Raw genomic sequence first — 8,921 nt, forward strand, 5'->3', positions numbered from 1 at the left:
CCTCGACGAGATCGATCCCTTCATCGGCACGGCCGCCACCTCACTGCCCGCGGCGCAGGGGCTGGCGGCCACCTGGTGGTGGCCGAAAGCGCAGGTCGGCAACACCCACCCCGGCGCGACGTCCCCGCTGGGCATGGTGTCCGCCTGCGCCTACTCCGGCGCCTACCCCACCGGGTACGGCCGCTACGCGAAGAACACCGAGGGACAGCCGGAAGAGCTCTTCGACCGGTTGCAGGCGTCCGGTTTCACCCACTTCCAGCAGTCCGGCACCGGCGCGATCCGCAAGTACTACAACTACGTGCGGGTGACGCCGATGGTGCAGCCGCTCGACGTCCTCGGCGAGTCCTGGCCGCTGCACGACGAGGCCGCCGAAGCCGGCTACTACGCGGCCACGCTGGACACCGGCATCCGGTGCGAGGTCACCGTCGGCGCCAAGGTCGCCGTGCACCGGTACGTCTTCCCCGAGCACCGCAGCGCGCGGCTCGTCGTCGACCTGTCCTGCGGCGGCCTGGCCATCGACCTCGGCCGCACGGTGCCGCTGCGGGCACACGTGGAGAGCCTCGGCAACGGCCACGCCAGGGGAACGGTCGTCGTCGAGGGGGTGCCGTTGTCGGTGCACGTCAAGGTCGAGAGCCCCGGCTGGCGGCAGATGCTGTGGCACGACCGGCGGCTGATCGAGGGCGGCACGCGGCTCGACTTCGACCGCATCCGGCAGACCACGCTGCGCCCGTTCGGGATGCTGTTCCTGGGGCCGGTCACCGCGGGGCAGAGCGTCGAGATCCGGATCGGGTTCTCCCTGCGCGGCTGCGACCAGGCCCGGCAGAACCTGGAACGCGAGTGCGGTGACGGGGCACCGGCGTTCGACGTCGTGCGGGAGCGGACGAAGGCGCGGTGGCGGGACCACGTCGGCCGGGTGGAGGTCGAGGGCGGCTCGCCGGCCCGGCGGCAGGTGTTCGCGACCGCGCTGTACCACTCGCTGATCAAGCCGTGCTTCGCCGACGACGAGAGCCCGTTCTGGCCGTCGTCGGGCCCGTTCGCGTTCGACATCTGCACGATGTGGGACATCTACAAGACCCAGCTGCCGCTGCTCGCCGCCCTCTGCCCGGACCGGGCCGTCGACCTGCTGGAGTCGTTGATCCGGGTCTGCGAGGAGGAGGGGAACTTCCCGATCGGGTACCGGATGGCGCGCGGCGCGGACAGGTTCTTCCGGCAGGCGAGCGCGCTGGTCCACACCGCGCTCGCCGACGCGCACGCCCTCGGCCTCGGCGACCTCGACTGGACCTGGGCGCTCGTGCACATGTACGACGACCTGCGCCGGATGTACGGCGAGGAGTTCTACGAGCACGGCGTCGTCCACCCGATCTCGCACACGCTCGACCTCGCCTACGCCTGCCACTGCACCGCCGGCGTCGCCCGGGCCCTGAACGACGTCCAGCTCGCCGACGACCTCGAGGCGCGCAGCCGGCTGTGGTCCAACGCATTCGACCCGGGCACCGGCCTGCTGCTCGACTCGTCGTTCTACGAGGGCGGCAAGTGGAACTACTCGTTCCGGCTGCTGCACGACATGGCCGCGCGGATCGCGCTGGCCGGGGGGAACGAGGCGTTCATCGGCATGCTCGACGCGTTCTTCGGCTACGGCGCCGCACGGGTGACGCAGCCCGGCAGGCGGCCCGGCCCGGCGGAGATGGCGGCCGGCTACCTGCTGAACCGCTTCGAGGGGCTCAACAACGAGCCGGACGTCGAAGCGCCTTGGTCCTACCACTACGCGGGCCGGCCCGACCGCACCGCCGAGATCGTCCACGCGGCGCTGACCTGGCAGTTCGGCACCGGCCGCGGCGGCCTGCCGGGCAACGACGACTCGGGCGGGCTGAGCTCCTGGTACGTGTGGGCCTCGCTCGGCCTGTTCCCGGTCGCCGGGCAGAACCTGTTCCTGGTCAACGCGCCCGCCTTCAGCCGCGCCACCCTGCACCTCGGGGACCGCGACTTCGTCGTCGAGACGCGCGGGCACCGCGAGACGTCCGTCAGCTCCGACGGGCTGGACGCGGACCCGCCCGCGCAGTACGTGCAGTCCGCCCGGTTCGACGGCAAGCCGCTGGACGCGGCCCACCTGCGCGCCACCGACGTCCACGCCGGTGGCCGGCTGCTCCTCGAGCTCGGCCCGCACCCGTCGGGGTGGGGCCGCGAGGTCCTGCCGCCGTCCGTGTCCGGCCCACTGGGAAAGGGGGCTCGCCCATGAGCAGTCCACGTCGGCGTCTCGTCATCGTGGTCCGCGCCGACCCGGTCATCTGCGGTCACTCCGGAGAAGCCCGCAACCTGGCCGAGGTCGCGCTCACCCGCGGTTTCGACGACGTCCGCCTGCTGACCTGGCCCGTCCCGGTGCTGCAGGCGGCGGGCCTGCCGCTCAAGCCGCTGGACGGGATCCTGCCCTACAGCGAGGGCATCACCGTGGAGCGGCCGGACCCCGTGGGCGACTACCGCGTGCCCGACGGCCGCTACCTGGCCGGGCTCACGGGACGCCTGGTCGAGCTACTGGCCGAGCGGGTCCCCACCACGTGCGTGTCGATGTACCTCGCTCCCCACGACGCGGTGGTCCGCGACGCCGTCGACGCGGCCCGCGCGGCCGGCTGCGCACCGGACGTCCGCACCATCGCGAAAGCGGTCGGCTCGGACGTCACCAACGTGATCCGGTCGTGCCTGCGCGAGGGACGGTTCGGGGCCGCCGTGGTCCTGTTCACCCGGTTCCTCGCCAACGACCAGGTCGTCGCCGTGTCGGAGTACACCCGGCAGGAGATCATCGCCTGCGCGGAGACCGTCGACGCGCACTGCGGGACCCGGTTCGCCCGCCAGTGCGCGCGCCGGATCTCGGTCAGCTACCCGCCGATCGACACCTCGGCCTACCTCGACCTCGCCCCGGCGCTCGTGGACACCGCCCTGCGGCGGCGCGGGCTCGACCGCGACGGGTACGTCCTCTTCCTGTCCCGGCTCACGCGGGCCAAGGGCGTCTACGACCTGGTGGAGGCGTTCGCCCGGAGCCGGGCGCGGTCGCGGGTGCGGCTCGTGGTCGCGGGCAACGGCCCCGAACTGGAGCACCTGCGGGAGGTCACCCGGCACGACGACCGGGTCCTCTTCCTCACCGACGTGCAGGACGAGGAGAAGCCGCTGCTGATGGCCGGCTGCGCCGCGTACGCGCTGCCGACGAAACCCGAACCGGACTTCGTCGAGACCTTCGGCATCGCGCTGACCGAGAAGATGCTCGCCGGCGGCGGGCCGGTGATCACCACGGCCACCGGGGGCGTCGGCGAGGCGGTGGGCGGGACGGCCGTCGTCGTCGAGGCCGGGAACCCCGCCCACCTCGCCGCCGCGATCGACCGGGTGGTGCTCGACACGACCACCGAGGAACGCGAGCTCATGGCGGACCGGGCACGCGCGCACGCCCTGTCGTTCGACCGCGTGCGGGTGTTCGACGACCTCTTCTCGTCCGGCACCGCGGTCGCCCTGACGGGGTGAGCCCGGCCGCCGCGGGAGGTCAGGGGCGCGGCCGGGCCCCGGGACCGGGTTCCGCGCGGATGTCGCCGATGCCCGCGACGGGGTGGCCCTCGCCGCAGCGGATCTCGGTGCCGACCGGGGCGCCGCACTCGCGGTGGGTCAGCACAACGGTGGGGCCGTGCGGACTGGGCAGCCAGCGGTCGGCCCAGGTGAGCAGGCTGATGATGGCCGTCGCCAGGTCCCGCCCCCGGTCGGTCAGGCGGTACTCGTGGCGGCCGCGCGAGCCGGCGTCGTGGTAGGCGACCTTGACCAGGATGTCCTGGTCGGTCAGCTCGCGCAGGCGCGCCGACAGCACGCCGCGGGTCATCCCGGTGTGGCGCAGGAAGTCGTCGAAGCGGCGGGTGCCGTAGAAGGCCTCGCGCACGATCTGCCCGGCGCTGCGCGGCACGAGCACGTCCAGCGCCCGCTGGGCGGAGTCCGGCTCCAGGTGCCAGGCGTCGCGGCGCCACCGCAGTCCGGGCGCGTCGTCCGCGGGCGCCGATGGGGGACCATCCGGGTCGTGGGCGCCGTGGTGCTGCATGTGCGCACTCTGTCACAGGCCCGGGAACCGACCGCCGCACGCGGGGCCGCCGGGGGATGGGTTACCGTTCTGGGTATGGTTGACAGTACTCAGCCCGTCCGGCGGTTCGTGGCTCTGGGCGACAGCCTCACCGAGGGGGTGGGCGACCCCCGTCCCGACGGCAGCCTGCGCGGCTGGGCCGACGTCCTCGCCGGCGAGCTCGACCACGCGTGGCCGGGCCTGCGGTACGACAACCTGGCCGTGCGCGGCTGGCACGCCCGGCACGTGCTGGAGCACCAGGTCGAGCCCGCGCTGCGGCTGCGACCGGACCTGGTCAGCGTCATGGTCGGCGCCAACGACGCGTTCGACCGGCAGGGCTTCGACGCCGCCGCGGTGCGCCGCGCCCTGGCGGACACCGTCGCCACCCTGCACGACAGCGGTGCGCGCGTGCTGATGGCGACCCTGCCCGACATCACCCGGCGCTGGCCGGGCGGCGTGACCCGGCACCAGGCGACGCGGTCGCGCTTCCAGCAGGTCAACGACCTCGTGCGGGAGATCGCCGGCGAGTACGACGCGGTCGTGCACGACCTGTGGCACGACGAACGCACCCACGCCGCGCGCATGTGGTCGATCGACCGCGTCCACCCCGGCACCCACGGCCACGCCGGCATCGCCCACACCTTCGCCGAGCTGCTCACCGGTCACGCCCGCAGGCCCTGGATCCCCGCCGGGCCACCGGTGGGCGCGGCACAGCGGCTGGCCGAGGTCAGGTCGCTCTGCACCATCGCCCGCACCGATTTCCGCCGCCCGCTGCCCCGGCAGCTCCCGCGCGGGCGGTGGAGCGCCACGGCGGACCGCTGATCGTCCGCGACGCCCGCGGGCCGGTCGAGTTCACGTCACGTGTCATGGAGTAACGACCCGTGCGTGCTGCGCGACGGTGTGGCAGTGGAGCGCGGGGACGACCGGACTCGGGCTCGGCGAAGGCGTCCGCGAGCAGCGAGGTGGAGAACCCGATGACCCTCGAGCCGGTACCGGCGAACCCCGAGTGGACGGCGTCCTGGACCGCGGCCGTGCACCTGTACCGGCACCTCGTGGCGGGCGGGGTCCCGGGGGAGGTGCCCACGTCGCTGCTGCTGGCGCCGGGCGAGGCGGCGTTCTCCGACCTCACGCTCGGCTACGCCCGGTTCTACGGGATGGACGTCAGCTACCAGCAGACCGACGGGTTCTTCTACGGCTCACCGCTCTTCGTGGCGGCGGGCCTGGCGGCCACCGCGGTCGGCAACAGCCGCGCCCGGCACCGCGCGGAGAACCTCGCCGCGCCCCAGTGGCGGGAGCACTGCCCGGCGCGCGTGGTCGTGACGAACTACTGCGTCATGTGCTTCGTCGGCGGCAGGTGGCTGCGGTTCTCCTACCCGGCCGTCGTGGACTTCAACGCCGACATGCCGGGCGGCGTCTGCTACCTGATCTTCGACGGCGCCGAGCCGCTGCAGCTCACGGGTCCGCAGGTGCCCTGGCTGGTGGTGCTGATGGCCGGCTTCCTGTACGGGCCGGACCGCTTGCCGTCGCTGCCCTTCCTGCACCCGATCGCGCGGGTCTGAGTCCGGTCCGGGCTGACATGGTTGTCAGCCGGGACCGCGCCGCACGAGCCAAGTCTTTGTCAAAACGTTGACGCCGCCGCGCGGGGTCGGAAGGTTCGACCCTGTCGACGACGACAACGGGGAGGCCCGGTGCGGTTCAGGCTCGCGGTGGCGGCGGTCGTGGCGGTGGTGCTGGGCGCGCCCCTTCACGCGGTGGCGGCGCCGACAACGATGTCCACGCTGGTGACCGATCCGGTCGCGCACGTCGACCCCCTGATCGGTACCGGCAAGGGCGGCGCCACGGTGGGGGAGATCAACAACTTCCCGGGGCCGTCGGCACCGTTCGGCATGATGCAGTTCTCGCCGGACACCCAGGGGTCCTACGCCGGCTACCAGTACCACTCCGACCGCATCCGCGGCTTCAGCCTCACGCACGCCTCCGTCGGGTGCTCGGCGTTCGGCGACGTGCCGCTGCTGCCGGTCGCCGGCGACATCGGCACCGCCCCGTGGGACCGCACGGAACCGTTCGGCCACACCGGGGAGCAGGCCGAGCCGGGCTACTACGCGGTGACTCTCGGCGGTGTGCGCGCGGAGCTGACCGCGAGCACCCGCACCGGCCTCGCCACCTTCACCTACCCCGGGGGCTCGGCGCCGCAGGTGCTCGTCAAGGCGGGCGCCAGCCTCGGCGGCAACTCCCGCGCGCAGGTGCGGATCACGGGCGACCGCGAGCTCAGCGGCTCGGCCACGACCGGCGACTTCTGCGGCAAGGGCAACGAGTACACGCTCTACTACCACATCACGTTCGACCAGCCGTTTACCGCGCACGGCACGTGGGACGGCCGTGCGGTCACTCCCGGTTCCGACAGCGCCGACTCGTCCAAGGCGGGTGCGTACCTGACCTTCGGCTCCGGCGGCGTGGTGCGGGCGAAGGTCTCGATGTCCTACGTCAGCGTCGACGGCGCTCGGGCGAACATGGCCGCCGAGGTGCCGGACTGGGACTTCGCGGGCGTCCGCAAGGCGACCCGCGACGCGTGGTCGGCCGCGCTCGGCAAGATCCGGGTCTCCGGCGGCGACCCGGCGCAGCTCGAGTCGTTCTACACCGCGCTCTACCACTCCCTCCTGCACCCCAACACCTTCGACGACGTGGACGGGCGCTACATCGGCTTCGACGACCAGATCAGGACGCTGCCGCGGGGCCGGCACCAGTACGCGAACTTCTCCGACTGGGACACCTACCGCTCGCTCGCGCCGTTGCAGGCCATGCTCTTCCCGCGGGAAGCGAGTGACATGGCGCAGTCGCTGACCAACGACGCGGTGCAGGGCGGCTGGTGGCCGCGCTGGCCGGTGGCCAACGACTACACCGGTCAGATGACCGGTGACAGCTCGGTGGCGCTGGTCTCCGCACTGCACGCCTTCGGTGCGCGCGACTTCGACGTCAAGACCGCGCTGCGGTACCTCGTGAAGGGTGCGACCTCGGTCGACAACACGCCGGGCGCGTACCGGGAACGTCCGGGCATCGAGCAGTACGTGGCCCGCGAGTACCTGCCCAACAACGACGCCGCGCGCGGTGACCACGCCCGTGTCGGCGCGTCGATCACGCTGGAGTGGGCGGTCGACGACTTCGCCATCGCGCGGTTCGCTCAGGACATCGGCGAGCACGCCACCGCCCGCGAGTTCACGAAGCGCGGCCAGTACTGGCAGAACGTCTTCAACCCGATCACCGATCACATCGCGCCGCGCGACCAGGACGGGCGCTTCCCGGACGGGCCGGGGTTCGTGCCGCCGCGGCCCGGCAAGTTCGGCCAGAACGGCTTCGACGAGGGCAACGCCGCCCAGTACTCCTGGATGGTGCCGCAGAACCCGGCGGGCCTCGTCACGGCGATGGGCGGCCCGGCGGTGGTGGCGCAGCGCCTCGACGCGTTCTTCCAGAAGCTCAACGTCGGGCCCAACGAGCCGCACATGTGGATCGGCAACGAGCCCAACTTCGGCGTGCCGTGGCTCTACAACCACGTCGGGCAGCCGTGGAAGACCCAGGAGGTCGTGCGCCGCATCGCCACGACCCAGTTCAGCGCCACGCCCGACGGCGCCCCCGGCAACGACGACCTCGGCGCCATGTCGTCGTGGTACGTCTGGGCGGCGCTCGGCATCTACCCCTCCACGCCCGGCACCGCGGACCTGGTCGTGCACAGCCCGTTGTTCGACCGAGCGGTGATCTCGCTGCCCACCGGGCGGCAGATCGACGTCCGCGCGCCGAAGGCCGCCACGACCGCGCCGTACGTCCACGGGCTGGAGCTGAACGGCCACCGCTGGGACCGCACCTCGTTGCCGCGCACCACCTTCCGCGACGGTGCCCGGCTGGACTTCGACCTCGCGGAGACCCCGGACCGGACCTGGGCGGCGAAGAGCACGCCACCGTCCTATCGCGACGGTGAGAAGCCGTTCCTGGCCGCGGCCCCCGGCCAGGTCGTCGTCGAACCCGGTGGCACGGCACCGCTCGAGGTGAGCGCGCAACGACTCGGCGGCCACGACCGCCGGCTCGACGTGACCACCGCTGCCCCGCCCGGCGTCACTGTCACCGGTCCGCGCCGGATCGAGCTCGACGACCGGACCGGCAGCGGCACCGCGAAGCTGACCGTGGCGGTCGCACCGGGCACTCCGGAGGGCTACCTCGAGTTGCCGGTGACCGTGCGCGGCGCAGGCGGCGCGTCCGTGCCGAGTTCGGTCATCGTGCTGGTGGCGAAGGAGAACGGGCTCGCCGCCGCGTACTCGGACGTCGGCGTCTCCGACGACGGCGACGTGGGGTCCGCGGACCTCGACGGCGCCGGGAACAGCTACTCCCGGCCGGCGCTGGCCGCCGCGGGACTGGTGGGCGGCAGGACCTACGAGGTCGCGGGCACCGCGTTCACCTGGCCCGCCGCGCCTGCGGGCCGCCCGGACAACGTGGTCCCGGCGGGGCAGGCGATCGCGCTCCCCGGACCGGCCACCCGGCTGACGTTCGTCGGCGCCGCCACGAACGGCGACCACCGCGCCACCGCGGTGGTGACGTTCACCGACGGCACCACGGGCCAGGCCGACCTGTCGTTCGGCGACTGGGTGCTGCCCGGCGGCGGTCAGAACCCGGTGTTCGGCAACACGCAGGTCGCCCGCGCCGAGTACCGCAACCGGCCGAAGGGCCCGGAACCGGGCGCGTCGATCTTCGCGACGACGCCGTTCGCCGCGCCGGAGGGCAAGGTGATCGCCTCGGTGACCCTGCCGTCCGACGCGAACCTCCACGTGTTCGCGATCGGGCAGTCGTAGCG

The 8,921-nt window shown here is 73.0% G+C and carries 6 protein-coding genes; 5 read left to right on the top strand and 1 reads right to left on the bottom strand.

Annotated elements, in window-relative coordinates; translation table 11 throughout:
- The first annotated feature begins 22 nt into the window (after positions 1 to 22).
- The gene (locus tag ACFWGZ_RS20675; RefSeq protein WP_382453169.1) at positions 23 to 2,236 is read left to right on the top strand and encodes a glycoside hydrolase domain-containing protein; all 2,214 of its coding nucleotides are present in this window, start codon (positions 23 to 25) and stop codon (positions 2,234 to 2,236) included.
- Positions 2,233 to 3,507 carry a glycosyltransferase gene (locus tag ACFWGZ_RS20680; RefSeq protein WP_382453164.1) on the top strand — a complete coding sequence of 425 codons (1,275 nt, stop codon included), beginning with the start codon at positions 2,233 to 2,235 and terminating at the stop codon, positions 3,505 to 3,507. Before ACFWGZ_RS20675 ends, ACFWGZ_RS20680 begins: the two co-directional genes overlap by 4 nt.
- A gap of 19 nt (positions 3,508 to 3,526) precedes the next feature.
- Here ACFWGZ_RS20680 and ACFWGZ_RS20685 read toward each other — a convergent pair whose 3' ends face one another.
- Positions 3,527 to 4,066 carry a winged helix-turn-helix transcriptional regulator gene (locus tag ACFWGZ_RS20685; protein ID WP_382453165.1) on the bottom strand — a complete coding sequence of 180 codons (540 nt, stop codon included), beginning with the start codon at positions 4,064 to 4,066 and terminating at the stop codon, positions 3,527 to 3,529.
- Positions 4,067 to 4,141: 75 nt separating this feature from the next.
- Between ACFWGZ_RS20685 and ACFWGZ_RS20690 the strand changes: the two genes are divergently transcribed.
- The 3 genes from ACFWGZ_RS20690 to ACFWGZ_RS20700 all read left to right on the top strand — a co-directional run bounded on the left by ACFWGZ_RS20690 (position 4,142) and on the right by ACFWGZ_RS20700 (position 8,919).
- Positions 4,142 to 4,906 (top strand): SGNH/GDSL hydrolase family protein, encoded by a 765-nt coding sequence (locus ACFWGZ_RS20690; RefSeq protein ID WP_382453166.1) that lies wholly within the window; start codon positions 4,142 to 4,144, stop codon positions 4,904 to 4,906.
- A gap of 152 nt (positions 4,907 to 5,058) precedes the next feature.
- Positions 5,059 to 5,643: a hypothetical protein gene (locus ACFWGZ_RS20695; RefSeq protein ID WP_382453167.1), complete on the top strand. Its 585-nt coding sequence runs from the start codon at positions 5,059 to 5,061 to the stop codon at positions 5,641 to 5,643.
- A 129-nt stretch (positions 5,644 to 5,772) separates the two neighbouring features.
- Complete coding sequence (locus ACFWGZ_RS20700) at positions 5,773 to 8,919, top strand: GH92 family glycosyl hydrolase (protein ID WP_382453168.1); 3,147 nt, start codon at positions 5,773 to 5,775, stop codon at positions 8,917 to 8,919.
- Positions 8,920 to 8,921 lie beyond the last annotated feature (2 nt).

The sequence above is a fragment of the Lentzea sp. NPDC060358 genome, from assembly GCF_042725365.1.
Lineage (GTDB): Bacteria > Actinomycetota > Actinomycetes > Mycobacteriales > Pseudonocardiaceae > Lentzea.